This is a genomic window from Candidatus Omnitrophota bacterium, from assembly GCA_028699255.1.
Classification (GTDB): domain Bacteria; phylum Omnitrophota; class Gorgyraeia; order 2-01-FULL-45-10; family 2-01-FULL-45-10; genus FEN-1322.
In genome coordinates, this window is the sequence record JAQVUX010000001.1 from 38,602 (window position 1) to 64,403 (window position 25,802).

Annotated in this window: 24 protein-coding genes and 1 tRNA gene; all 25 read left to right on the plus strand. The window is 50.6% G+C overall.

The genetic code is table 11. The annotated features are described in order from the left end of the window. Positions 1-11 precede the first annotated feature (11 nt). Positions 12-89, plus strand: a tRNA-Pro gene (locus tag PHS46_00225). A 31-nt stretch (positions 90-120) separates the two neighbouring features. Beyond that, the gene (locus PHS46_00230; GenBank protein ID MDD3904940.1) at positions 121-1,410 is read left to right on the plus strand and encodes a homoserine dehydrogenase; all 1,290 of its coding nucleotides are present in this window, start codon (positions 121-123) and stop codon (positions 1,408-1,410) included. Positions 1,411-1,417: 7 nt separating this feature from the next. Beyond that, positions 1,418-2,476: a threonine synthase gene (gene thrC, locus PHS46_00235; protein MDD3904941.1), complete on the plus strand. Its 1,059-nt coding sequence runs from the start codon at positions 1,418-1,420 to the stop codon at positions 2,474-2,476. A gap of 2 nt (positions 2,477-2,478) precedes the next feature. Then, complete coding sequence (locus PHS46_00240; GenBank protein ID MDD3904942.1) at positions 2,479-3,687, plus strand: cofactor-independent phosphoglycerate mutase; 1,209 nt, start codon at positions 2,479-2,481, stop codon at positions 3,685-3,687. Between the two features lies 1 nt (position 3,688). Then, positions 3,689-4,918 carry an aspartate kinase gene (locus tag PHS46_00245; GenBank protein MDD3904943.1) on the plus strand — a complete coding sequence of 410 codons (1,230 nt, stop codon included), beginning with the start codon at positions 3,689-3,691 and terminating at the stop codon, positions 4,916-4,918. A gap of 1 nt (position 4,919) precedes the next feature. Further along, entirely contained in the window at positions 4,920-6,488 is a 1,569-nt protein-coding gene (gene cimA / locus PHS46_00250) for a citramalate synthase (protein MDD3904944.1), read from the plus strand. Positions 6,489-6,492: 4 nt separating this feature from the next. Next, positions 6,493-6,861: a response regulator gene (locus PHS46_00255; GenBank protein ID MDD3904945.1), complete on the plus strand. Its 369-nt coding sequence runs from the start codon at positions 6,493-6,495 to the stop codon at positions 6,859-6,861. 6 nt (positions 6,862-6,867) lie between these two features. Continuing rightward, positions 6,868-7,632 (plus strand): retropepsin-like aspartic protease, encoded by a 765-nt coding sequence (locus PHS46_00260; GenBank protein ID MDD3904946.1) that lies wholly within the window; start codon positions 6,868-6,870, stop codon positions 7,630-7,632. A 717-nt stretch (positions 7,633-8,349) separates the two neighbouring features. Continuing rightward, complete coding sequence (locus PHS46_00265) at positions 8,350-8,580, plus strand: antitoxin, RHH family protein (protein MDD3904947.1); 231 nt, start codon at positions 8,350-8,352, stop codon at positions 8,578-8,580. Then, positions 8,580-8,852: a type II toxin-antitoxin system RelE/ParE family toxin gene (locus PHS46_00270; protein ID MDD3904948.1), complete on the plus strand. Its 273-nt coding sequence runs from the start codon at positions 8,580-8,582 to the stop codon at positions 8,850-8,852. The genes PHS46_00265 and PHS46_00270 overlap by 1 nt, the downstream gene beginning before the upstream one ends. Before the next feature lie 294 nt (positions 8,853-9,146). Then, positions 9,147-11,828 (plus strand): valine--tRNA ligase, encoded by a 2,682-nt coding sequence (locus PHS46_00275; GenBank protein ID MDD3904949.1) that lies wholly within the window; start codon positions 9,147-9,149, stop codon positions 11,826-11,828. Positions 11,829-11,887: 59 nt separating this feature from the next. Continuing rightward, positions 11,888-12,151 (plus strand): hypothetical protein, encoded by a 264-nt coding sequence (locus PHS46_00280; GenBank protein ID MDD3904950.1) that lies wholly within the window; start codon positions 11,888-11,890, stop codon positions 12,149-12,151. Continuing rightward, positions 12,151-13,026: a carboxylating nicotinate-nucleotide diphosphorylase gene (gene nadC, locus PHS46_00285; protein ID MDD3904951.1), complete on the plus strand. Its 876-nt coding sequence runs from the start codon at positions 12,151-12,153 to the stop codon at positions 13,024-13,026. The genes PHS46_00280 and nadC overlap by 1 nt, the downstream gene beginning before the upstream one ends. Beyond that, positions 13,023-15,047: an excinuclease ABC subunit UvrB gene (uvrB, locus tag PHS46_00290; GenBank protein MDD3904952.1), complete on the plus strand. Its 2,025-nt coding sequence runs from the start codon at positions 13,023-13,025 to the stop codon at positions 15,045-15,047. The genes nadC and uvrB overlap by 4 nt, the downstream gene beginning before the upstream one ends. After that, positions 15,044-16,033: a biotin--[acetyl-CoA-carboxylase] ligase gene (locus tag PHS46_00295; GenBank protein ID MDD3904953.1), complete on the plus strand. Its 990-nt coding sequence runs from the start codon at positions 15,044-15,046 to the stop codon at positions 16,031-16,033. Before uvrB ends, PHS46_00295 begins: the two co-directional genes overlap by 4 nt. Beyond that, positions 16,030-16,806, plus strand: a complete 777-nt coding sequence (locus PHS46_00300) for a type III pantothenate kinase (GenBank protein ID MDD3904954.1) — start codon at positions 16,030-16,032, stop codon at positions 16,804-16,806. Before PHS46_00295 ends, PHS46_00300 begins: the two co-directional genes overlap by 4 nt. 131 nt (positions 16,807-16,937) lie before the next feature. After that, complete coding sequence (gene groES / locus PHS46_00305) at positions 16,938-17,222, plus strand: co-chaperone GroES (GenBank protein MDD3904955.1); 285 nt, start codon at positions 16,938-16,940, stop codon at positions 17,220-17,222. Between the two features lie 27 nt (positions 17,223-17,249). Beyond that, positions 17,250-18,893, plus strand: a complete 1,644-nt coding sequence (gene groL / locus PHS46_00310; protein ID MDD3904956.1) for a chaperonin GroEL — start codon at positions 17,250-17,252, stop codon at positions 18,891-18,893. Positions 18,894-19,065: 172 nt separating this feature from the next. Beyond that, complete coding sequence (locus PHS46_00315) at positions 19,066-19,356, plus strand: hypothetical protein (protein ID MDD3904957.1); 291 nt, start codon at positions 19,066-19,068, stop codon at positions 19,354-19,356. A gap of 31 nt (positions 19,357-19,387) precedes the next feature. Next, positions 19,388-19,618, plus strand: a complete 231-nt coding sequence (locus PHS46_00320; protein ID MDD3904958.1) for a hypothetical protein — start codon at positions 19,388-19,390, stop codon at positions 19,616-19,618. Between the two features lie 11 nt (positions 19,619-19,629). After that, complete coding sequence (locus PHS46_00325; GenBank protein MDD3904959.1) at positions 19,630-20,046, plus strand: hypothetical protein; 417 nt, start codon at positions 19,630-19,632, stop codon at positions 20,044-20,046. A 100-nt stretch (positions 20,047-20,146) separates the two neighbouring features. Further along, on the plus strand, positions 20,147-21,310 hold the full coding sequence (locus PHS46_00330) for a GuaB3 family IMP dehydrogenase-related protein (protein MDD3904960.1): 1,164 nt from the start codon (positions 20,147-20,149) through the stop codon (positions 21,308-21,310). Between the two features lie 9 nt (positions 21,311-21,319). Continuing rightward, positions 21,320-24,766: a DNA polymerase III subunit alpha gene (locus PHS46_00335; GenBank protein MDD3904961.1), complete on the plus strand. Its 3,447-nt coding sequence runs from the start codon at positions 21,320-21,322 to the stop codon at positions 24,764-24,766. Between the two features lie 150 nt (positions 24,767-24,916). Then, entirely contained in the window at positions 24,917-25,339 is a 423-nt protein-coding gene (locus PHS46_00340; protein MDD3904962.1) for a hypothetical protein, read from the plus strand. A 185-nt stretch (positions 25,340-25,524) separates the two neighbouring features. Further along, the gene (locus tag PHS46_00345; protein ID MDD3904963.1) at positions 25,525-25,800 is read left to right on the plus strand and encodes an integration host factor subunit beta; all 276 of its coding nucleotides are present in this window, start codon (positions 25,525-25,527) and stop codon (positions 25,798-25,800) included. Positions 25,801-25,802 lie beyond the last annotated feature (2 nt).

A 25,802-nucleotide genomic window follows, 5' to 3' on the forward strand; every position in this document is an offset into this window, starting at 1 on the left:
AATATTTTTATCGGGGGGTGGCTCAGTCCGGCTAGAGCACTTGCTTGGGGTGCAAGGGGTCGAGAGTTCAAATCTCTTCCCCCCGACCATTCTATTTTTTTGAACTATAAGAGGTATTAGATGCGAAAAATAAAAGTAGGCATAATCGGTTTCGGAACCATAGGCGCAGGCGTGGCCGGCGCGCTCATTTCAAGGCGTAAGCTTTTGAAAGAGAAGAGCGGGCTTGATATTACAGTCGCCATGATTTGCGACAAAGACCTTAAGCGTAAGCGTCCTGTCAAAGTTTCGCGGAGCATATTAACCAAGTCCGTCGGGAAAATATTGTACGATCCCAGGATCGACATAGTCGTCGAGCTCATGGGCGGTATAGTTCCCGCAAAGGACATCGTTCTCGAGGCGTTGCGGCAGGGTAAGCACGTCGTTACCGCCAATAAGGCGCTCCTGTCGGATTCCGGGCCCGAGATATTCACTCTCGCAAATACCCTGGGACTTTCCGTAGGATTTGAGGCGAGCGTCGGCGGCGGCATTCCTATTATCCGCGCGTTGAAAGAAGGATTTATCGCGAACAGGATAGATCTTATTTACGGCATTATAAATGGGACGAGCAATTTCATACTTTCGAAGATGATGGACGAAGGGATAAGTTTCGACGCCGCGCTCTCCGCGGCCCAGGCAAAAGGATACGCCGAGCGCGATCCGCGGCTCGACATAACCGGCGGCGACTCCGCGCACAAGCTATCGGTGCTGGCATTGTTGGGATTCGGCCTGGCGGTTAAACCGGACGGCATATATACCGAGGGCATAGGCGATATCGAACCGAGTGACCTGCAGTTCGCCAAGGAATACGGTTATGCGGTAAAATTATTGGCTATCGCGAAGAGGGACGGCAAGTCCGCGGAACTGCGGGTGCATCCTACGCTTATATCGCAGAAGCATCTTCTCGCGGGCGTAAATGGTGTCTATAACGCGATATTTGTTAAAGGCGATCTGGTCGGTGAGAATCTTTTCTACGGCCAGGGAGCGGGTAGTCTGCCCACTTCAAGCGCGGTTGTCAGCGACATAGTGGCTATCGCGAAGAGTATGTCGGATGATTATAAATCGTCGGACAGCGTTCCATTCCGGAAAGATGTTTCCGGCGTCAAAAAGATGGACGAGGTCAGGACGAAATATTACATAAGGTTCTCGGCTATGGACAGGCCCGGCGTGTTGGCAAAAATATCAGGCGTGCTGGCCAAATACGATATCAGCATCGCGAGCGTGACACAACTTCAACGAAAGTCTGCGAGCGTAGTGCCGATAATCATGATGACACACGAAGCCCTCGAGCGCAATATGCGAAAAGCCCTTAAAGAGATAGATGCGATGAGCGTCATAAAGAAAAAATCCGTCAGGATAAGGATAGAGGGATAGAGTCGATATGTGGAAAGGGATAATAGATAAATACAGGAAGTTTCTTCCGGTAAGCGATAAAACTCCGGTCGTTACTTTAAGCGAAGGTAATACTCCGCTCATTTATGCCTGTCATGTAAGTTCGCTTATAGGTAAAGGGATCGAGGTCTATCTTAAATATGAAGGCCTTAACCCGACGGGTTCGTTCAAAGACCGGGGCATGACGCTCGCGGTTTCGAAGGCCGCGGAAGAGGGGTCGAAGGCGGTTATCTGCGCTTCGACCGGCAATACTTCGGCATCGGCGGCGGCTTACTCCGCGAGGGCCGGTATAAGATCGGCGGTATTGATACCGGAAGGCGCCATCGCTCTGGGCAAACTTTCCCAGGCGCTCATTCATGGGGCGAAGGTCATAGCGATAAAAGGCAACTTCGACGACGCTTTGGAGCTCGTAAGAGAAGTCGCCTCTAAGTACCCGATAACTTTGGTCAATTCATTGAATCCGTACAGGATAGAAGGGCAGAAGACCGGCTCTTTCGAGATCTGCGACGCGCTGGGCGAGGCCCCGGAGTTTCACGCTATCCCGGTGGGCAATGCCGGTAACATCACCGCGTACTGGAAAGGTTATAAAGAATATAAATCAGCAGGTTTAAGCAAGACTCTCCCGAAGATGCTCGGTTTTCAGGCCGCCGGCTCCGCACCGATAGTGCTCGGCCATCCGGTCAAAAATCCGGTTACGATAGCGACCGCGATAAAGATCGGCAATCCCGCAAGCTGGAAACAGGCCGAAGCCGCGCGGGACGAATCCGGCGGCCTTATCGATATGGTTACCGACGAGGAGATACTCTCAGCGTATAAACTTCTCACCACGAAGGAAGGTGTTTTTGTCGAGCCGGCGAGCGCGGCGAGTGTCGCGGGGATTTTGAAGCTCGCTAAAACCGGATATTTTAAGAACACCGGACGGGCAAAAATCGTTTGCGTCCTGACCGGCCATGGCTTGAAAGACCCGGACAGGGCCATAGCGAGTGTCGAGAAACCGGTTGTATTGGAACCGAAGATCGGATTGGTATTGAAGGAGATAGGATTCTGAAGATGAAATACGCTATTCTTGTAGGCGACGGGATGAGCGATTACCCTATTGCGGAACTTGACGGCAAGACGCCGCTCGAGGTATCGAAGATCCCCAATATGAATGAGATGGCACAAGAAGGCCTCGTGGGCCTCGTGAAGACGATCCCGCGCGGAATGAAGCCGGCCAGCGACATCGCGAATATGTCGATACTCGGCTATGACCCCAAGGCTTACTATACGGGCCGCGGCCCTCTCGAGGCGGCAAATATAGGTATCGAGATCGAAGAAGATGAAGTGGCGTTCCGTTGTAATTTCGTTACCATAAATAACAACATCATGGCCGATTACAGCGCCGGCCACATAAGCGACAAGGAATCCAAAGCACTTATCGAGTGCTTGAGCCAGAAGCTCGGGTCGGATAGAGTGAAATTTTATCACGGGAAGAGCTATCGCAACCTTCTCGTCGTGAAAGCGAAATCTCCGGACGAATTGGCCGATTTGAAAAAAGCGAACTGTGTGCCTCCGCACGATATAGCGCTCAAAGATATTACCAAAAGCCTTCCCGAAGGCCGCGGCGCCGAGCTTTTAAACGAACTCATGGAAGAGTCCAGGGGTATCCTCGAGAAGCACGAGATAAATAAAGTCCGCGTCGATCTCGGCGAGAACCCGGCGAATATGATATGGCTATGGGGCCAGGGCACGAATCCGAATATGCCGACGTTCAAAGGTATGTTTGGCATCGATGGTGCTGTGATATCGGCGGTGGACCTGGTAAACGGTATAGGCAAGATAGCTGGACTCGAAGTCGTGAGCGTGCCGGGCGCTACCGGTTATTATGATACAAATTACCAGGGCAAGGGTGAATATGCCGTCGAGCTTTTGAAAACAAAAGATTTTATATTCGTGCATGTCGAGGCCCCGGACGAGGCCGGACACAACGGAGAATTAAGAGCGAAGATAACCGCGATCGAGAACTTTGATAAATTCGTGGTGGGGCCGGTATGGAATTTTCTCAAAAACACCCAGGATTACAGGGTAATGGTGCTCTCGGATCATGCCACGCCCGTGGCGCTCAGGACTCATGTCTCCGATCCCGCGCCGTTCGTTATGGCTGGAAAGTCGGTCGAGCACAACGGTTTTGATTCATTCAGCGAAAAAAATGCCGTCGCAGGCAAGGTCAAGTTTAAAACCGGCGCGGCACTTACGGAAGAACTTATTAAAAAGGTGTGATATGGCAAGGTCTATAATAGTCCAAAAATTCGGCGGCACCAGCGTTGCAGATATCGAACGTATAAAGAATGTCGCGCGCAGAGTCGTTAAGTCCCGGAAGGAAGGATTTGACGTCGTAACGGTCGTTTCCGCCCTCGGAGACTCCACCGATAAATTGATCGAGCTCGCCCATGAGGTGACGGAAAATCCGTCCGAGCGCGAACTCGATATGCTTCTATCGACGGGCGAGCAGGTCTCGTGCGCGCTTCTGACTATGGCGATCCACGAGCTCGGCGAAGACGCGGTCTCTTTTACCGGCGCGCAAGTCGGCATAAAGACCGACAATGCTTTCACGCGAGCGCGTATCGTCGATATAAACGCCAAACGCATAGTGGAGGCGCTGAAGGCCGGCAAGATAGTGATAGTGGCCGGGTTCCAGGGGCTAAGTTTAAGTCAGGACATTACCACATTAGGCCGCGGCGGCTCGAACCTTACCGCCGTTGCGCTCGCGAAAGTGCTGGGCGCGGAATCGTGCGAGATGTACACGGACGTGGAAGGTGTATTCACCGCCGATCCGCGGATAGTGCCGGACGCGCGCAAGGTAGACCGGATAAGTTATGAAGAGATGTTCGAGCTTGCGTCGCTGGGCGCCCAGGTGCTCCAGCCGCGTTCGATAGAATTTGCCATGAAGTTCGGAGTGCCTATTCATGTGAGGTCGAGCTTCTCCGATAAAATGGGCACCATAATTTCCAAGGAGGTAAAAGCGATGGAAGATATTGTCGTTTCGGGCGTTGCTCTGAACAAAGAAGAGGCCAAGATAACTATATGTGATGTGCCGGATAAGCCGGGCATAGCCGCCAGAATATTCAAAGGCATAGCGAATAAAGATATAAACGTCGATATGATAGTCCAGAACGTTTCCAGGACAGGCGCCACAGATCTGTCGTTTACCGTCCCGGGAGAGGATCTCGCCAGAACGATCAAAGCCGCGAAGGAGATCGCGCGCAAGGTCGGCGCCGGCGACATAACATTTGATAAGGACATGGCGAAAGTGTCGATAGTGGGCATAGGCATGAAGAGCCACTCCGGCGTTGCCGCCGACATGTTCGCCGCGCTTGCCGACAAGGGCATCAATATCGAGATGATATCTACGAGCGAGATAAAAATATCGTGCGTGGTAGCCAAGAAGAACGGCCAGGAAGCGGTGAGAGCTATCCACGAAAAATTCGGATTAGGAAAGAAGAGCGGTTAATATGGCGAAAATCGAATTATACGATACTACCCTGCGTGACGGCGCGCAATCCGAAGGCATCTCGTTCTCGGTCAGCGATAAACTTAAGATAGCGGAGAAGCTCGACGAGCTCGGTATCCATTTCATCGAGGGCGGTTGGCCGGGAGCCAATCCGAAGGATATGGAATTTTTCTCCAGAGTAAAGAAATTGAAGCTTAAAAATTCACGGATTACGGCTTTCGGCAGTACTATGCACGCCAAATCCAAAGCCGCCTCCGACCACGTGCTCAAAGGCCTTCTCGCGGCGGATACGAAATACATAACGATATTCGGCAAGAGCTGGGATCTGCATGTCCGCGACGTATTTAAGGTGGATCTCGACGAGAACCTCAGGATGATCGGGGATTCGATAAAATTTTTAAGATCAAAAGGTAAAACCGTTTTTTACGACGCGGAGCATTTCTTTGACGGCTACAAGGCCAATAAAGCCTACGCGCTTAAAACGCTCGCCGCGGCGGAGGGTGCCGGCGCGCACAGGATAATACTTTGCGACACTAACGGCGGAACTTTAACGTCCCAACTTTTCGAGATCGTCGAGGAGGTCAAAGCCGTTATCAGCACGCCGCTCGGTATCCATTGCCATAACGATTGCGATATGGCGGTGGCCAACTCCATCGCCGCCGTCCAGGCCGGATGCCTACAGGTTCATGGGACGGTCAACGGCTACGGGGAGCGTTGCGGCAACGCGAATCTTATCTCGATAATAGCCAATCTTAAACTTAAACTGGGTGTGGATTGTATTTCCCGGCTGGAACTGCGCGAACTTACCGAAGTCGCCAGGTTCGTAGCGGAGATATCCAATCTTAAGATGAATGACAACGCCCCGTTTGTGGGTAACAGCGCCTTCGCGCATAAGGCGGGCGTTCACGTAAACGCTATCCTGAAGAATCCGGAAACGTATGAGCACACAGATCCTCATGCGATCGGCAATCACAGGCGGCTTCTCATCTCAGAACTGTCCGGCCGTTCGATGATACGCAAAAAAGCGGAAGATCTCGATATCGATCTTCCCAAGGATGCCGACAAGACGAAGAAGATACTCGAGACTCTCCAGGCGCTCGAGAATAAAGGTTATCATTTCGAGTCGGCTGAGGCGTCGCTGGAACTTCTCATAAAACGCATAATGAAGAAATTCAAAGATTTCTTCGATCTGGAAAATTTCAGGGTCATAATCGAGCAGAAGAAGGGCGGCAAGATGGTTACCGAGGCGACGATCAACCTTAAAGTCGACGGTGAGATCGAGCATACCGCCTCATTAGGCGACGGCCCGGTTAACGCGCTCGACAGCGCTTTACGAAAGGCATTGGCGAAGTTTTATCCCAATATCGCGCAGATGCATCTTACCGACTACAAAGTAAGGGTCCTTGACGAAAAAGAAGGCACCGCCGCGCGTGTTCGCGTGCTTATTCAGTCGCAGGACAAGTCCGATTCATGGTGGACGATGGGCGTTTCGGAGAATATTATCGAGGCCTCCTGGCAGGCGCTCGTCGATTCGGTCGAATATAAATTGCTCAAAGACATGAAAGCTTAAATGCATGGCCGCACGCAGGATATTGATAGTCGAGGATGAGCGCGAACTCTGTTACCTTCTCAAGATGCGCTTAGAGACGAATGGCTACGAAGTGATAACCGCTTTTGACGGCAAGGAAGGGCTCGAAAAGGCGCACAAAGAAAAACCCAATCTGATACTGCTCGATCTCATGCTTCCGAAGCTGGACGGCTATTGGGTTTGCGATCTCCTCAAGAAGGACAAACGCTATGTGGCGACTCCCATCATAATAATAAGCGCCAAGGCGGAAGAAGAGAACCTGAAACTTGCCAAAGATTGCGGAGCTGATGCCTATATGGAAAAGCCTTTTGATATCGAAGCGCTTTTAGCCAGGATCGCCAGCCTGCTGAAATAACCGACGATGAATATAAAAATTATTCCGATAGTCTTTGCCGCTACGATGTTGACCGCGGGTTTTTCTTTCGCGGACACGATATATTTTACCAACGGCGGCACCATAGAGGGCATTGTCAAAAGCGAGAACGCCGATATTATCGAGATCGATGTGGGGTTCGGCACGATAACATGCGCCAGAAATGAAATCGGCAGTATCGAGCGCTCCGACCCCGCCGCGTCCAGGATGTTGACGGAGAAATGGGCGAAGAGGCGCGAGGAGTTGAAAGCGAGCGAGGCGGCCTTTGAGTTGGAGCGCAAGAAGCGCTTCGAGGAATATGAGCGGCAGGATCGCGAAGAGCGCGAGCGCGCCGAGCGGGAAGCTAAGGAAGAGGGCACGATAGACTTGACGCGCGATCAGGAGACGAAGGGCATACTGGTCGACGCGGTGCTCAACGAAAATATAAAAGCGACACTTGTCCTCGATACCGGCGCGTCGATAGTCGTTCTGACAAAGCGGATGGGCGAGCAACTGGGGGTCGACTTAAGCGATCCGGGTAAAGGCCGGATAACTCTACAGCTGGCGGGCGATCACAAGGTGGACGCGAAATTAGTCATGCTGAAGAGCGTGCGGATCAAAGACATTGAGGTTAAGGGCGTGATGGCCGGGGTGCTTCTGGATGACGCGGGTGTTGGCCTTAAGGACGGGCTACTCGGCATGACATTCTTAAACCGATTCAATCTCAAGATTGATTTGAAGAACATGAAGATGTCGCTGGAAAAAACGGGATGACGGAATTTTTCGCTTTACTACCGCGGCGTTTACTTTCGGGTGGTGCCTTCGCTCGTCGCTCGCTCGGATTAGCCATCCTCGCTCGCTGTCGTGAAATTTTCGATGGTGAAGCCTGTATCGGCATAAGGTATCGAAAATTTCAAGATTCGCTCCGGCACGCACCCGAAAGTTCTGCCGTCCGATAGCGCGAAATTTTTGCACGAGACCGTTTTTTCATGCTGGTGGAGCAGGGAAGAGCGAGACGAGTAACTCGGTCGGAATCATCTATAGTCGCGGAATCACCTACAGGGTCGGAATCACCTACGAGGTGAAACCAGTCTAAGTATTTTCTCCTCGTAGGTGGGCAAAGGTTTTGCGTATTTTTCTGTAGCATAGCGATGAAATGTGCTGTGCCTCTGTGGTTTGCTCCGGACGCTCGGCCGATTCCAGCGATCGGTCTCGCTCCATAAAATTTTTTATGCTCCGCCGCTACACGGAAAACGAGAAGAGGCGATAGACCAAGCCATAAAAAATTGTAAGGCCGTCGCAAACCACATCGCCACATCACATTTCTGATGGAGCGAATAATGTTTTTCACCTCCGAGGAAGGATTACTTAGATTGGTCCTACCTCGGAGGTGTGATGGGCTTCGGAGGTAGGAATAATTAAGGCAGGGCGAAGGCGCGGGCTCTTGACAGGGTTCATCACTTATGATACACTTATTATGGAGGTAAAAATATGGCTACCAAGATGCCTCGACTCAATGTAGTGCTTGAACCGCCGATGTATTTTGCCATAGTCGATATGGCAAAAAAGGACGGGGTTTCACTTTCGCTGAAGGCCCGCGACCTTATAAAGGAAGCGTTGGAGTTCTGTGAGGATAGCTTTTGGGCTAAAGAAGCGAAAAAACGCGAACGCACTTTCAGCCGCAAAAAAGCGATTTCCCATAAGAGCGTGTGGGGCAAGTAATGAAGTATGACTTGCTATATCATCCGGAAGTTAAAGAGGATATCCGGAAGATCCCGGCCAACATAAAGGCGCGTATCCGTAAGGCCATTGAAGCCCGGCTTCAAAACGATCCCATCCAATATGGCCAGCCATTACGCCAAAGTCTTAAAGGGCATCGTAAACTTCGAGTGGGGGATTGGCGCGTAATCTATCATGTTGAAGCGACTACTGTGGTGATTATTATGATAGGCAATAGAAAAGATGTTTACAAGGAAGTTTATCGCAGAGTTTAGAGTTTAAAAAGAATGAGTGCGCGCACCCCGGGGTGGGGTGAGATTGCAATCTCCGTGCCGAGCGATGAAAATCGCTGAGCTGTTAAACGGATACGAGGTATGGGGGTTGAGCCGTAAAAATTTACCAAGCTTGGCACAACCACTAAAGATATTGAAGAATGGTATAGAGGGAAAATAAGGGCGAAGAAGGAGGCAGGTGGAAGGGGTAATTTAACAAAACCTAAGCATCATCGATGGCAAATTTAGGCGAAGCCCCCTACCTCGTATCCGTTTACAGAGTTACTGAGGAGAGAAATGGAAGAACTACCGAAGGCGTATAATCCACACGAAGTTGAAGACAGGCTTTACAAGGGCTGGGAAGAGAAGGGCTATTTCCACGCGGAGCCGAACTCGAAGAAGAAACCATATTCGATCGTCATCCCGCCACCGAATATAACCGGCATACTGCACATGGGACATGCCTTAAATGACACGTTGCAGGACATATTGATACGATTCAAGCGCATGCAGGGCTACGAGGCCGAGTGGATGCCGGGTACCGACCATGCGGGCATAGCGACGCAGAATGTCGTCGAGCGCAAGCTCGCCAAGGAAGGAAAGAAGCGCCAGGATCTCGGGCGCGAGAAGTTCGTCGACGAGGTGTGGAAATGGCGCGAGGAGTACGGCACCACGATAATACGACAGCTCAAGAAGCTGGGCTGTTCGTGCGATTGGGAGAGGACGCGTTTCACCATGGACGAGGGGCTCTCCGACGCGGTGGTTGACGTATTCATAAAACTTTACGAAAAAGGCCTGATATACAGAGGCAACTACATAATCAACTGGTGTCCCAGGTGCCAGACGGCCCTGTCCGACGAAGAGAGCCAGCACCGCGATGTCGACGGCATGCTGTACCATATCAAATATCAGATCAAAGGCTCGAAGGAGCACATCATCGTAGCGACGACACGGCCCGAAACGATGTTGGGCGACTCTGCGATTGCGGTCAACCCCAAGGATAAGCGCTACAAAGATCTTAAAGGCAAGTCGGTGATCCTGCCGCTGGTGAATCGTGAACTTAAAATAATATTCGATCCGATAGTCGATCTCAAATTCGGCACCGGCGCGTTGAAGGTAACCCCGGCGCACGACCCTGTCGACTTCGAGCTCGGACGGAAGCATTCGCTCGAGCAGATAAACATAATGAACGACGACGCCAGCATAAACGCGCTGGGCGGAGACTATGAGGGTATGGACCGTTTCGAGGCGCGTGAGGCGATACTCGAAGACCTGAAGGCGCACGGCCTCTTCGTAAAGAGCGAGCCGCACCGCCACGCGGTCGGCCACTGCTACCGTTGCCATACGATGGTCGAGCCGCGGCTCTCGCCGCAGTGGTTCGTGAAGATGAAGCCTCTGGCGAAGCCCGCTATCGATGTAGTTCGCAAAGGCGAAGTCAAATTTTATCCCGAGCGCTGGACGAAAGTCTATCTCGAGTGGATGACGAATATCCGCGACTGGTGCATTTCGCGGCAGATATGGTGGGGGCATCGCATACCTGTATATTATTGCAAAAAATGTCAGGAACTGGAAAAGCAGAATCCAAATCCGGATACTCAAGCGGGCGTGATGGTTGCAAAGGCCCGGCCTGAAAAGTGCCCTAAGTGCGGATCGACGGATATAGTACAGGATCCGGACGTGCTCGATACGTGGTTTTCGTCATGGCTTTGGCCTTTCTCGACGTTCGGATGGCCTAAGGAAACGCCGGAACTGAAGTATTTCTATCCGACGAATACGCTGGCGACGGCGCAGGAGATAATATTCTTCTGGGTGGCGCGGATGATAATGGCCGGCATCGAATTCAGAGGCGCGGCGCCGTTCAAAGACGTATATATTCACGGTACGGTCAGGGACATTACCGGCACCAAGATGTCGAAGTCTTTAGGCAATGTTATCGACCCGCTCGACATGATAGCCAAATACGGCACCGACGCGCTCCGTTTCAGCATCATATCGATCACCGCCCAGGGGCAGGACGTATTCCTCGCCGAGGGCAAATTCGAGCTTGGAAGGAACTTCGCCAATAAGCTCTGGAACGCTTCCCGTTTCATTCTCATGAACCTGAAGCCCGACGAGGTAGACGCCGACCTGTGCGTATTCTTTAAAGGCGCCCGCCTTACGCTTCCCGAGAAGTGGATACTCTCGAGCCTTTATTCCACGCTCGATTATGTAACGAAATGCCTCGACGAGTATAAGTTTAATGAAGCGGCCAATTCTATATATGAATTCATCTGGCACGAGTTCTGCGACTGGTACATCGAGACGGCGAAATCGACTATAAGTGAAAAGACGTCGCAGGTCATACTTTATAAAGTGCTGGAGAAGAGTTTAAGGATGCTCCATCCCATAATGCCGTTCGTTACCGAAGAGATATGGCAGAAGCTTCCATCCATATCTGCCGTCGTAGGCGATTCCATAATGATACAATCGTGGCCGCACGTCCAGCAGGATATGATATCGAAAGAAGCGGAAGAAAAGATGAAGGAGCTCATCGAGATCATAACGACCATACGCAATATACGCGCGGTGTGGAATATCGACCCGCAGACTTCTGTCAAGGTCATGGTTAATGTCCGCGACACTGCGACGGAAAAATTGCTTCAGGAAAACGCGGAGCTTATAAAACGCATGGCGCGCTCGTCGAGCCTTGCGATAGGTGCTCTCGCCAAACCCGCGAACGCCGCCGCGAGCGTCATCGGGCGGATCGAGGTATATGTGCCGCTAGAAGGGCTCATAGATTTCGCGAAGGAACGCGCCAGGCTTGAGAAGGAAGAGGGGCGCATCTCCGCCGAGATCAAGGCTATAGGGGCGCGGCTTAAAGACAGGAACTTTACCGCCAAAGCGCCAAAAGAAGTGGTCGAGAAACAGGCGGGGCACAAGCTGGAGCTTGAAGACAGGCTTAAGAAATTGAAGAGTAATTTAAAGGGGATAACCGCGTAGGTTATCTACCGATCAATGCATGGCCAACCTACGCGGTTGGCCAAATAAAGGGAGGGCACATGAGGTATTTATTTGTAGTCGTAGCGATATTTGCGATGTCTTATGCCGGTATAGCAGTGGCTCAGGATGACGCTAAGAGCGCCGCCACGCAGGGCGCAGTGGAAAAACCGATAGTAGTCGATTCGAACGATGCCCCCGCCGGCGATGACGACGGTTTTGAGGATCGCGAGTCCAGGAGGGTGCCGCCCGCGCAGGTTTACGACGAGAATACGGGCATACCGAATGTCGTTGAAAGCGATAAAGAAGGGGAGATCGGCTGGTAATGAAGCTCGAGAAGGAAAGGGCGCTACCGATAATCAAGGCCGCGCTTAAAGAAGACATAGGTAAAGGCGATATCACGACCACCGCGCTTGTTTCAGGTACTACGAGTTCGAAGGCGAGCATAATCGCCAAAGAGACCTGTGTGGTTTGCGGGCTCAAGATAGCGGAATGGGTGATGGCGCAGATCGACTTCAGTGTGAGATTTAAGCCGAACTGCGACGACGGAAGTTTTGTGGGAAACACCAAGGAGATCGCTTATCTCGAGGGGCATACCGGTTCTATTATGCGAGCGGAGAGGACGATGCTCAATTTCCTGTCGTTCTTGAGCGCCGTGGCTACGACAACGAAAGCATACGCCGACAAAGCGAGGCCGTACGGAGTTAAGATTATGGATACGCGCAAGACCTTGCCGCTCATGAGGTATTTGGAAAAATATGCCGTATTTACCGGCGGCGGCGCGAACCACAGGATGGGATTGTACGATCAGGTTTTAATAAAAGATAATCATATAGGCGTATTGCGCCAGACTGCCGGTAGTGAAAATAAGAAGATTGCATTAAAAACAATAGTCGAGACGGCGAGAAGGAAGAGTGTAAAAGGAACGGTTATCGAGATAGAGGTCGCGTCGATCGAGGAGTTCAATGACGCACTCGCGGGGAAACCGGACATCATAATGCTCGACAATATGTCGCCCGAGGACGTCAGGGCGTGCGTCGAGATACGCCGCTTGTCGAAGGTGAAGCCTGTTATCGAGGTCTCGGGAGGCATAACCCTGGATACGATCGAATCCTTCGCGAAAACGAAGCCGGACGTTATTTCTATAGGATCGCTTACGGCATCGATAAAATCGATAGATATGTCGCTGGAAATCGTGTGAAAAAAGCGAACTTCAAATTAGTCAGCAAATTCAAACCCGACGGCGACCAGCCTGAAGCTATACGAAAATTGACCGAGGCGCTGGAGCGCGGCTCCGGCTATCAGACTCTCCTCGGAGTTACCGGTTCGGGTAAGACGTTTACCATGGCCAACGTCATCGCCAATATCGGCCGTCCAGCCCTGATAATCTCTCACAACAAGACGCTCGCCGCCCAGCTTTACAGCGAATTTAAAGAATTTTTCCCGGAAAATGCCGTGGAGTATTTTGTAAGTTACTACGATTACTACCAGCCGGAAGCGTATATACCTCATACGGACATATACATCGAGAAGGATTCGTCCATAAACGAGGACATCGACCGCCTGCGCCTTTCGGCTACGAGTTCACTTATGTCCCGGGACGACTGTATTGTCGTCGCCAGCGTCTCCTGTATATACGGCCTCGGTTCTCCGGGCGAATACGGCGAGATGCTCTTTCATGTGGAAGAGGCGCAGGATATTTCCAGGGACGAGATACTGAAGAGGCTTATCGACATACACTATGAGCGTAATGATTACGATTTCAAGCGCTCGACTTTTCGGGTGCGCGGAGATACCGTCGAGATTTTTCCGGCATATACAAAGACCGCTTACAGGATAGAGCAGTTTGGCGATAAGGTCGAGGGGATATACGAGATCGACCCGCTGACCGGCAAGGCGTTAAATCGTCTGCAGAAGGCCGGCATCTATCCGGCCAAGCACTTTGTTACCACCCCGGACAGGATCGAGTCGTCCGTCAAATCCATCGAAGAGGAACTCGCCGGGCGCCTTGCGGAATTGAGAGCGCAGAATAAACTCGTCGAAGCCCAGCGCCTCGAGTCGCGGACACATTACGATATCGAGATGATGAGGGAGATAGGCTATTGCAGTGGCATAGAGAACTATTCGCGCCATCTGTCCAATCGCTCTTCCGGTTCACGGCCGTGGTGCCTCATCGATTATTTCCCCAAAGGCTTCATCACCTTTATAGATGAATCGCACGTTACGATCCCGCAGATACGCGGCATGTATAACGGCGACAGGGCGAGGAAAGAGACGCTGATCGAATACGGTTTCCGGCTTCCGTCGGCTTTGGACAACAGGCCTCTGCGGTTTGAAGAGTTCGAAGCTCTCGTGCGCCCGATAACATTCGTATCGGCCACGCCAAATGAGTACGAACTGAACAAATCGGAAGGAAAGATATTTGAGCAGTTGATACGCCCCACGGGCCTTATCGATCCGCCGATAGATGTCAGGCCGAGCAAGGGGCAGATAGACGATCTCATTAAGGAAATATCTTCCCGCGCGGAAAGAAAAGAGCGCGTGCTCGTCACGACACTTACCAAGCGGCTCGCCGAAGACCTGGCGCGATACTTGAGCGATCTCGGGCTCAAAGTCAAATATCTCCATTCCGACATGGATGCCATCGAGCGCGTAGAGGTACTGCGCGATCTCCGTCTGAATAAATTCGACTGTCTGGTCGGGATAAATCTGCTGAGGGAAGGACTCGACCTGCCCGAGGTATCGCTCGTAGCGATACTCGACGCGGACAAAGAGGGTTTTCTGAGAAGCCAGACGAGCTTGATACAGGTCGCCGGCCGCGCCGCGCGTCACCTCAACGGACGTGTTATAATGTACGCCGATACCGTTACCGGCTCGATGAAGCGCGCCATAAGCGAATGCGTCCGGCGCCGTAAGATACAGACGGAATTCAACACGGCGAATAACATAACACCGCGCTCCATAGAGAAGGCGGTCAAGGAAGGCATCGAATCATATAAGAAGGCGCGGGAGGTTATCGCGAGCGTTGTCGAGGAGACGGATGACCAGTATGACCTGACCGCTTTGATAGGCGAGCTTCAACACGACATGGAAGTGGCCGCGCGCAACCTGCAATTCGAGAAAGCCGCCATCCTGCGTGATCAGATAAAAGAATTGCGGGAAAAACTCGGGAAAGGCCCCGGAGGGCCGGGCGGGCAGGAACCGGAGAGCGCGAAGAAATGATAGACGAGAAGATATTATCCAGGCTGAGAAATAACCCGGACCATGTATCGGGCGAGGACCTGTGTAAAATCGCCGATGTTTCCAGGGCCGCGATATGGAAACATATCGAGAAGCTTCGGGAAGAAGGTTACGCGATAGAAGCTTCGCCGCATTTAGGCTATCGCCTTAACGGCATACCCGACCGGCTTATTCCCGCCGAGATAAAGTGGAGGCTTAAGTCTAAAGTTATAGGGCGCGAAATAATCTCTTACCGGAAGGCCGGCTCGACCAACGATATCGCATATTCTCTGGCAGAAAAAGGCCTGAAAGAAGGCGCCGTGATACTCGCCGAAGAACAGGAGCAGGGTAAGGGCCGGCATGGACGCACTTGGCTTTCGCCATCGAAAGGCGGGATATATTTTTCGGTTATTTTGCGTCCGCGGATCGCGCCGGTCGAGATACCCAGGATAACACTGGTGGCGGCTGTCGCCGTCGCCCGGACCATAAGGGATGTGACAGCTCTACCCGCGATGATAAAATGGCCTAATGACATTTTGATCAATCATGGTAAGGTCTGCGGCATTCTTACAGAGATGAAGGCGGAACAGGACAGCGCCGATTTTATCGTTATAGGAATAGGTATAAATGTAAATACGCCCGTTCGACAATTACCTAAGGGCGCCACATCATTAAAGGAAGAGCTTGCGCACCACAATAAAGGCGAGGGCGTCTCCCGCATTGAACTTACTAAACGGCTTATCGAGCGGCTCGAAGAATATTATTTTATATTGAAAACGGAAGGCCCCGGCAGGATAATGGATGAGTGGAAGCACCTATCCGGTATACTTGGCTCGAGGATAAAGGTTGTTTTACCGAACCGGACTTTTGAAGCCCTGGCGCACGACATAGATCCGGACGGAGCGCTTGTGGTGCGAAGAGACGAAGGTACACTGGAGAAGATATCGTCCGGTGACATAGTTATGGTGAGGCAGGGGAGTGAAAAATGAATAATTTGATCACTGTAGATATAGGTAATACCAACATAACGGCGGGCGTTTTTAAAGGTAAAAGTTTAACTGTTAAAATCAAGATACCTACCCATACATATTCTTTATACGAATCGTATCTAAAAAAAATGTTTGCGAAGTCCGGCGTAGGGCGCCGGGAAAAAATAGATGTAATCGTATCGAGCGTGGTGCCGGTAGCCTTAAGCCGTTTTATAATGCATCTGAACAAGGTCGCGGACTGCCGTATAACGGTGTTAGGCCGTGACATAAAAGTGCCGGTGAAGAATATGTACCGGGTAAAGTCCGAGGTCGGACAAGACCGGCTTGTGAACGCTTATGCGGCCCGTGTTCTTTACGGGGCGCCCGCCGTCATAATCGACTTCGGTACCGCCATAACATTTGATGTCGTCTCCGCGCGGGGCGACTATTTAGGCGGGCTGATATTGCCGGGCATAGGCATATCGCTCTCCAGCCTTTACGAAAAGACCGCGCTATTGCCAAAGGTAGACCTGAAGGCCGCCGCGGACATAATAGGCAGGGATACGGTTAATAGTATGCGCGGTGGGATACTCTTCGGGTTTGGTGCGATGTGCGACGGCCTGGTCGCGAAGTATAAAAATATTTTAGGCTCATCTGTCAAGATTATCGCCACCGGCGGTAACGCCGCGCTCATAAAGCGATATGCCCATTCTATCCGGATCCTCGACGAAGATATAACCCTCAAAGGCCTTTATCTTATTTTTCATAATTCTGTCATGCCCTTCAATAGCTGAGTACCCGCAGGGTTTCGTAGAAATTAAAAAATCTTGACAAAATTCCCGGATTTCGTATAATGCTGTTAGCACTCAACGGTAGTGAGTGCTAAGTTCGAAAAATCAAATTTATAACGAAGGAGGGGTGTAGCATGAAGATCCAGCCATTGGCGGACAGGGTAGTGGTTAAAGTCCTCGAAGCCAAAGATGTGACGAAAGGCGGTATACTTCTGCCTGATACGGCAAAAGAGAAGCCGCAGGAAGCCGAAGTGATCGCGGTAGGCAAAGGTAAGGTTTGTGACGGTAAGACGGTATCTCCCGAGGTGAAGGTCGGCGATAAGATATTGTTCGGAAAATATACCGGCACCGAAATAACGATGGATAGCAAAGAGTATCTGATACTTAAAGAAGAAGATATTCTGGCGATAGTGAAATAACAAAACTAATAAAGGAAGGTGAATAAAATGGCAAAGCAATTACTATACGGCGAGGAGGCGCGCAGGGCAATATTAAGAGGCGTCGAACAGCTTGCCAGGGCGGTAAAGGTTACGCTTGGGCCTAAAGGCCGAAACGTAGTCCTCGACAAAAAATTCGGTGCGCCGACTATTACGAAAGACGGCGTTACCGTAGCAAAAGAGATAGAGTTGAAAGATCCCTATGAGAATATGGGGGCGGAACTGGTAAAAGAAGTAGCGTCGAAGACCTCAGATATAGCCGGAGACGGCACTACGACCGCGACAGTACTCGCCGAGTCGATATTTAGAGAAGGAATGAAGAACGTTACCGCCGGCGCCAATCCTATGGCGCTCCGCCGCGGGATCGAGAAGGCGGTTGAGAGAGTTATCGAGGACCTGAAAAAACTCGCCAAGCCGGTCAACCCAAAAGACAAGAAAGAGATACTCCAGGTCGCGTCGATAGCGGCGAATAACGATCAGGAGATCGGAAGCCAGATAGCAGAAGCGATGACTAAAGTCGGCAAGGACGGCGTCATTACAGTAGAAGAAGGCAAAGCGTCCAAGACTGAACTCGAGCTCGTTGAGGGTATGGAGTTCGACCAGGGCTATCTTTCGCCTTACTTCGTGACTGATACCGAGAAGATGGAAGTTTCGCTCGAAGATCCTTACATACTTATCCATGAGAAGAAGATATCGAGCATGAAGGACATTCTGCCTTTATTGGAGAAAGTTGCGAGAGCGGGTAAGCCGCTTCTTATAATATCGGAAGAGACCGAAGGCGAAGTTCTGGCGACTCTGGTAGTGAATAAGATTCGCGGTACTCTCCAGACGGCGGCTGTAAAGGCTCCGGGTTACGGGGACAGGAGAAAAGCGATGTTGGAAGATATCGCTATACTCACCGGAGGAAAAGCGATCACCGAGGAACTCGGTATAAAGCTTGAGAATGTGAAACTGGAAGATCTTGGCCGTGCCAAGAAAGTCAGGATCGATAAAGATAATACAACTATAGTGGAAGGTTCCGGCAAGACGAGCGACCTGCAGGCGCGCATCGCGCAGATCCGCAAGCAGATCGAAGATACCGACTCCGATTATGATAAAGAGAAGCTACAGGAGCGGCTCGCGAAGTTGGCGGGCGGCGTGGCTGTCATCAATGTCGGAGCGGCGACGGAAACCGAGATGAAAGAGCGGAAAGCGCGCGTTGAAGACGCTCTGCATGCTACGAGAGCGGCTGTCGAAGAGGGCATCGTCCCTGGCGGCGGCGTAGCGCTATTGAGATGCATCGAAGGCCTCTCGAAGCTTAAACTGTCGGGTGACGAGCAGATCGGCGTCGACATAGTGAAGCGGGCTCTCGAGGAACCCATCAGGACGATCGCGAATAACGCGGGCCAGGAGGGTTCGGTCGTAGTGAACAAGGTAAAAGAGATGAAGACGAACGAAGGTTACGACGCGGATAAAGATGTTTACACCGACATGATAGCGGCCGGTGTCATCGATCCGAAGAAAGTTACCCGTTCAGCTCTCCAGAACGCGGCATCGATCGCGGCCTTGATGATAACGACAGAAACGGTTATTACCGATATCCCTGAAGAGGAGAAAGCGCCGGCCGGAATGCCGGGCGGCATGCCTCCGGGCGGTATGGGCGGAATGTATTAAGATTAATGTCAGTCAACCGCGTAGGTTAGCCAGGTGTTTGCAACCGGATAACCTACGCGGTTGTACGGTTAATGATCAAATGGCTCGGAGGTTAAATTCTCCGGGCCATTTTTTTATTTTCACGGCTTGCAAAAATACATTTTGAGATATATACTCTAACGAGGAGGGCAGAATGAAGATAAAGATTACGTTATCGGTAATGATTATAATCGCTATTTTTTGTGCGCCCGTACATGCGGTCAGCATCGTTGACAAAGTGCTGTACAAAGAAGTGCAGTTGCAAATGTACAATCAGAAGCTACTGGTGAATCGCATCACGGGCGAGGTAAAATATGTATGGCAAAACCCCACGTCCGTGCTTATTAACGGCAAGAGTATATCCAAGGATGGGGACTGGGTATTTATCGCCGATCCAAATACGAGAAAGATGTGGCAGGAGATATATAACAGAGAAAATACGTAATGGTAATAAAAAACAAACCGGAGGAAGTAAGATGAAGAAAGCTATCACAATATTTTTTATAATGGTAATGGCTGTAGGTTTGGCTGTCAGCGCGTACGCGTCCGACTATCAGGGGAAAGAGAAGCAGGATTCAGTGTTTCAGAAACTCGGCGATCTCATAACCGGTAAGTACGAGATCGAGGGCAAGCCGTTAAAGAAGATAGGGATATTTCAGTGCACGGCCGACCAGGTCAAAGAGATAAAGTCCGGCCCCACAAGATAGGAGCGCTAAGCGTGATAAGGAGCGTTACGATCGGAGAAGAGATAGTTGTTTCTACCGGGAATAAAATCGGACTTCTTGCCGATGCGGCGATCATCATGGCCAATGAGGGTGTTAATATCGACGCTTTCCTGGGGTACGAATCGGGTCGCCATGCGAAATTATTTATAGTTACAAACGGCAACCTGCGGGTACTAAATGAGCTAAAAAAGAAGAAGTATAAGACGATAAGCGAGACGGAAGTTTTGATGGTCGAGATCGACAATAAACCGGGGTCGCTGAAAGTGGTGGCGACTGAGCTTAAGATGAATAAGATAGACATAAAGTACGTTTACATAACGTCATCGGCAACAGGCTCTTCCTCCAGGATGGTGCTCCAGACCAGCGACAATGAAAAGGCCATGTCCTTATTGTCGCGTTACGTAGAATGAGTTGACAAAACCGCTTTAATTCTATATTATAGATAACCACACGCTACCACTATGGTTAAGAACGCGTGCGGTTTTTTATTTCACTAACGGAGATGAAAAAATGGCACAATTTTTTATAGGCGTTGAGAGAAAAGCAAGAAGGTGTTATGGTTTTGATGAAATAGCGCTCGTCCCGGGCCAAGTTACATACAACCCGGAAGAGGTCGATACGTCGTGGGCTCTTGGTAAAAAAACCTACAATGTTCCGATACTTGCCGCGGCTATGGACGGAGTCGTAGACGTAAAGTTCGCTATCGCTATGGGAAAGTTCGGTGGCATAGCTGTGCTGAACCTTGAAGGCGTGCAGACAAGATACGAAAATCCCGAAGAAGTTTTAGACAGAATATCCCGCGCTACCCCGGAAGAGGCCACTCAACTTGTTCAAACCATCTACGAAGAGCCGATAAAAGAAAAACTTATATCGAAACGCATCGAGCAGATAAAGCGCGCCAAGGTACCGGCTGTCGTAAGCGCCATACCGCAGAGAGCGGAGCGGTTCGGGTCTATCGCGCAGGAAGCCGGAGCCGACGCGTTTTTAGTTCAATCGACCGTGACCACGGTCAAGCACGTCGCGAAGAGTTACAAAGTTCTAGATTTCTATAAGTTCTGCAAGATGATGAAGGTGCCGGTCGTTATCGGCAACTGCGTTACTTATGAGGTTGCGTTAGATTTGATGGACACCGGCTGTAGCGGCCTTCTTATAGGTATAGGCCCCGGCGCCGCATGTACGACTCGCGGCGTTCTCGGGATAGGCGTGCCTCAGGTTACCGCCACTATTGACTGCGCGGCGGCGAGGGACGCATATTACAAAAAGAAAAAGAGATATGTTCCGATAATAACCGACGGTGGAATGTCTACCGGCGGCGATATATGCAAGGCGTTCGCCTGCGGCGCGGACGCGGTAATGGTCGGCTCCGCATTCGCCAGGTCGAAAGAAGCTCCGGGCAGAGGATGTCACTGGGGCATGGCCACTCCGCACTCGAATCTACCGAGAGGCACCAGGATACGCGTCGGTGTTACCGGTAGCTTAGAAGAGATACTCTACGGCCCCGCGAAAGTCGATGATGGTTCGCAAAATCTTATGGGCGCTTTACAGACGTCCATGGGTAATGTCGGAGCTAAATCCATAAAAGAGATGCACAAGACCAATATCATCATCGCACCATCGATACAGACAGAAGGAAAAGTATTCCAAGTCGCTCAACGGGTTGGAATGGGAAAATAGACAGTAACAATGCAACACTCTGACTTCGTCCATCTGCATCTACATACGCAGTTTAGCCTGCTTGATGGCGCCTGCCAGCTTGACAGCCTTATGCAGAAGATCCGCGACTGCCGCATGGGCGCATGCGCTATTACGGATCACGGAAATATGTTCGGCGCCATAGAGTTCTACACCATGGCGATGAAAAACGGCATAAAGCCTATCATCGGCAGTGAAGTGTATATAGCCCCCGGTTCAAGATTCGAAAAATCTAGCCACGGCATTCATGATGCCTCGTTCCACCTCCTTCTGCTCGCTAAGAATGAAACAGGGTATAAGAACCTTATGAAGCTTGTTTCGGCAGGTTTCCTCGAAGGTTTTTACTACCGCCCCAGGATCGACAAAGAGATACTCGCCAAGCATAAGGACGGGCTTATCTGCATGAGCGCTTGTCTTAAAGGCGAGATACCGCACCTTATCCATACCAATCAGATAGAACAGGCCAGGAAAACGATAGACGAATATCGTTCACTTTTCGGTAAGGAAAATTTCTATCTTGAAATACAGGATAATCTCATACCCGAACAGGAAAAAGTAAACAAAGAGCTTATTAAAATGGGTAAAGAGATGGGCGTAGGGCTCGTTGCCACAAACGATATCCATTATCTGGAAAAAGAGCACGCCAGGGCGCATGAGACACTCTTGTGCATTCAGACCCAGACGACTATGGACGACCCGAACAGGATGCGCCTGCAGACCGATGAGTTCTATTTCAAGACACGCGACCAGATGATGCGCAGTTTCGGGGGAGTGGCGCCCGAGGCTATTAAAAATACCATGGTTATTGCCGAGAAATGCAATCTTGAGCTTGATTTCAAGCATCACCACCTCCCTAATTATAAAGTGCCGGAAGGTAAGACGAGAGAAGGGTATTTAAGGGAGCTCGTTTTCGAGGGTATAAAAAAAAGGTATCCCGTAGCCGAAAAGAGCGTTTATGACCGGGTGGAGCACGAGCTGAAAGTTATCGAGAACTTTGGGTATCCGAGTTACTTTTTGATCGCATGGGATTTTGTGAACTACGCGAAGAATAGCGGCATACCTGTGGGGCCGGGCAGAGGAAGCGCCGCCGGTAGCGTAGTAAGTTACGCGCTCGGGATAACGAGCATTGACCCTTTGAAGTATGATCTGCTTTTTGAGCGTTTTTTAAACCCCGAACGTATAAGCCTGCCCGATATAGATATCGATTTTTGCTATGTCAGGCGCGGCGAAGTCATAGATTACGTCGTAAAGAAATATTCCAAGGATAACGTCGCACAGATAATAACGTTCGGCACCATGATGGCGAAAGCCGTCATCCGGGATACCGGCCGGGCGCTCGGGATGCCGTATGCCGATGTCGATAGGATCGCCAAGCTCATACCAAACGACCTGAATATGACGCTTAACCACGCGCTCGAGCAGGAATCGGAGCTCCGGAATCTCTACAAGATGGATTCGAAGATCGCCCAGCTTATCGATACTTCGCTTGTTCTTGAGGGACTTACCAGACACGCTTCGACACACGCCGCAGGTGTAGTTATAAGCGAGGAGCCGCTGGTGAATTACGCTCCTCTTTACAAGATACAGGAAGGGCAGATTACCACTGCGTATCCGGCGACCTCCCTCGAGAAGATAGGCCTTCTTAAAATGGATCTCCTGGGGCTTCGCACGCTTACGGTCATAAGCGAGGCGCTCAAGATAATTCGGCGCACAAAAGGCGTTGATCTCGATATCGACGCGATATCGCTCGAAGACCCGAAGACGTATAAACTCCTGGCGAATGCGGAATCCGTCGGCGTTTTTCAGCTCGAATCATCCGGCATGCGAGACCTGCTCAAAAAACTTAAACCCGAGCGGTTCGAGGATATTATAGCGCTCCTCGCGTTATTCCGTCCGGGGCCGATCGGATCCGGCATGCTCGACGATTTTATGAAACGAAAACACGGCGAGGTAAAGATCCGTTATGACCACCCGCTCCTCGAGCCGATCTTGAAAGAGACTAACGGCGTTATCCTATACCAGGAGCAGGTTATGAGGGTCGCTTCGTCGCTGGCCGGATTTTCACTTGCTCAAGCCGACAATCTTCGCCGCGCAATGGCGAAGAAGGTGCCGGAAGTTATGACACAGATGCGGGAATTATTCATAGCCGGCGGCTCTAAGAACCGTATCGACCAGAAGACTTCGGGTAAGATATTCGACCAGATAGAATATTTCGCCGGGTACGGATTTAATAAATCGCACTCGGCCGCGTACGCGCTCGTAAGTTTCAGGACGGCATATCTTAAGGCAAATTTTCCTGTTGAATTCATGACTGCGCTTCTAACAAGCGAAAAAGATAACTTAGACAAGATCGCGCTGTATATAGGCGAAGCGCAGAAGATGGGGATAAAAATACTGCCGCCGGATGCAAATGAAAGCTATGCCAATTTTACGGTGGTGGGGGATTCCATACGATTTGGGCTTTTAGCCATCAAAAACGTAGGCGAGGGCGCGATCGACTCTATAATAAAAATGAGGCAGAGTTCCGGCAAGTTCAAGTCGCTCTACGATTTTACCGAAAAGGTCGATTCACGTCTTGTGAACCGTAAAGTCGTGGAGAGCCTGATCAAGTGCGGGGCGATGGATTCGTTTGGTTTCTACCGCTCTCAGCTTTCAGCGATGATAGATAAAGCGCTTGAGATTGCCGGCGGCATACAAAAGGACCGCGCAAACGGGCAACTCTCATTTTTCGACAAGTTTGAGGACCAGGATAATTTTAAAAAAAGTTACCAGGAAGTGCCGAACATACCGGAATGGCCCGAGAACCAGCTCCTTGCGTTTGAAAAAGAATTGCTTGGATTTTATATAACGAACCATCCGCTGGCGAGATTCGAGAAGATATTGAAGACGTACTCTACATGCCCTACGACAGAATTGAAGAGCTGTGCGGACGGCGCGGAAGTGCTGATAGGCGGCATTATATCTAAAGTTAAATTTACAGTTACGCGCAAGACGAATGAGAAGATGGCGATCGTTTCTCTCGAGGATTTGAATGGCACTGTGGAGGTATTGATATTCCCGGCCACATTCCAGAAGGTGGCGAATCTTGTAAAACAGGACGCGATACTTTTTATAAAAGGGCGGCTTAGTTTGAGAGAGGACGCGCCGAAGATAGTGGCCAACGAGGTCGCTTCCCTGGAATCCGTTAAGATGAAGTATACTAAGGTGGTTAGCATAGACCTTTTGACCGCGGGATTGGAGGCAGGGGCTTTAGAAAAACTCAAAAAAGTACTCGGCAGATACCCTGGCGGCATACCCGTCTATCTTACATTCACCAAACCGGACGGAAAGCGTATGCGCATGAATGCCAATAACACCCTCGCGGTGGAACCGCACGAAGGTCTTGTGCGCGATATCGAAAAGATATTCGGCCGCGATGTGGTAACGTTCAGGACATAGGTTAAGCGAATACGTTCTCGCTTGACTTTTCTAATTACCGATGTTACAGTAACTCGTTACGATATAAAATGTTATGACCCTTCGACACGTCACACACTAAAAACAAAGCCTTGCTCAGGTTAATGGCGAGCGAGTGAAACGAGTCGAATCATGAAGGATAAAAAGACCGAGGCTGATATAAGGACGATGAGGGACTTTCTCGAGTTCTGGGGCAAGTTCCATTCCATATATTCCGGCATCCTTGTGAAGGACATCATAACGAAAGAGGACGAGGATAAGTTTTTCGAAACGAAAGGCATGATACGTACCAAGTATGAGGAGCTGAAGGGCTCTTTGGAATATCGCTACATGCCGCATGGGCGCTTGACCGATCCTGTATGCGATCTTCTGTCGATGCAGACGATACGCTTTATCTCCGAAGATAACCTGAAGAGACTGAATAATGATTGGAAGGATTCTTACATATTCCTGAATAATATCTTTGAGCGGCTAAAGGCCAGGCGCCGCCGTTTCGAGGATTTTAACGCGTTGGGTGTTTTTTTTAAAAGGTTCAGGGAACGAAAAACGGTGTAATTAATAGCCCCGCCGGGAGCGAAGATAAGGGCGGGGTGGGTTGTCAGACGGTGTAATTAATAGCCCCGCCGGGAGTGAAAATAAGGGCGGGGTGGGTTGTCAGACGGTGTAATTAATAGCCCCGCCGGGAGTGAAAATAAGGGCGGGGCGATTGCATGAGTTAGATAACATCAATCGGAGGATTTATGACAAAAAAAGACATTGTGATGAAGATAGCCGAAGAGACGGGATTAAAGCAGATAGACGTGAAATTGGTAGTGCAGAAGACGCTCGATCATATCACGAATTCCGTTGCCGCGGGCAAGACGGTGGAATTGCGTAATTTTGGCGTGTTCAAAGTTAAAACGCGCAAGCCCAGGATCGGTAGAAATCCGAAGACCGGAGTTACGGTATCAATACCGGAACGCAAGGTTGTAACGTTTAAATCCGGCATGATAATGAAGGCGAGAGTTGTAAAATAAAA